The 1,132-nt window shown below is 61.0% G+C and carries 2 protein-coding genes; both read left to right on the forward strand.

All coding sequences use genetic code 11. The annotated features are described in order from the left end of the window. Nucleotides 1–612 (forward strand): 16S rRNA pseudouridine(516) synthase (locus AB4Z11_RS32245; protein ID WP_442030336.1); only part of this gene is annotated, 612 nt, incomplete at its 5' end. Nucleotides 613–615: 3 nt separating this feature from the next. Further along, on the forward strand, nt 616–1,132 hold a 517-nt coding region (locus AB4Z11_RS32250; protein WP_442030338.1), incomplete at its 3' end, for a fumarylacetoacetate hydrolase family protein.

The raw sequence follows: 1,132 nt of genomic DNA on the forward strand, positions 1-1,132 counted from the left end.
GTGCAGGACAATTACAAGACTACTTTCGAAACGGAAGGCCTGGTTCTCCACGTTTTCGAAGAGGAGTGGGTCTACCGCGAGCACGTCTACATCGCGTTGTACAAACCGGCCGACTACGAATGCTCGCGCAAGCCGAGCCATCATCCCGGCGTGCTGACCTTGCTGCCGGAGCAGTTCACCTGGCGCGAGGTGCAGCCGGTCGGTCGGCTTGATCATGACACGACAGGCATGCTGCTGATGTCCGACGATGGCCCCTTTATACACGCACAATCGTCGCCGAAGCGCCACGTTCCCAAGGTTTATCAAGCCACCACCGATACCCCCGTGACCGACGAGCTGGTGCAGCAGATGCTGAGCGGCGTCCAGCTGCACGACGAACCGGCCCCGCTGGCGGCACTGATTTGCGAAAAGAAGGGCGAAAATCAGCTGGAGATCGTGCTGGAACAAGGCAAATACCACCAGGTTAAGCGCATGCTCGCTGCCGCCGGCAACCATTGCGCGACGCTGCACCGCTCCGCCATTGGCGGCCTGCAGCTGGATGCGCTCGGCCTGAAAGAAGGCGAGTGGTGCTACCTCTCTCCCGAACAACTTGGCCTGTTAGCCTCTATCTGACACATGAAACTCGCAACCCTCAAAGACGGTACCCGCGACGGTCAATTGATCGTCGTCTCGCGTGATCTGAAAACGGCAGTGGTGGCGGACGGTGTCGCGCGATCGATGCAGCGCGCGCTGGACGACTGGTCCTTCATTGCGCCCCAGCTTGACGAACTCTACCGCGCGCTGAACGAAGGCAAGGCCCGCCGCAGCTTCGACTTCGATCCGAAGAACTGCATGGCGCCACTGCCGCGCGCCTTCCAGTGGGCCGATGGCTCGGCCTACGTCAACCACGTCGAGCTGGTGCGCAAGGCGCGCAATGCGGAAATGCCGGCTTCGTTCTGGGAAGATCCGCTGATGTACCAGGGCGGCAGCGACGATTTCATCGGCCCGGCCGACGACATCGAGCTGAAGCACGAAGAGTGGGGCATCGACTTTGAGGCGGAAGTGGCTGTGATCACGGACGACGTGCCGATGGGCGCCACGCCCGATCAGGCTTTCCAGCAAATCCGCCTGCTGATGCTGGTGAATGATGTCT

The organism is Pseudoduganella sp. RAF53_2 (assembly GCF_052113985.1).
In the GTDB taxonomy this organism is placed as follows: Bacteria; Pseudomonadota; Gammaproteobacteria; order Burkholderiales; family Burkholderiaceae_D; genus Rugamonas.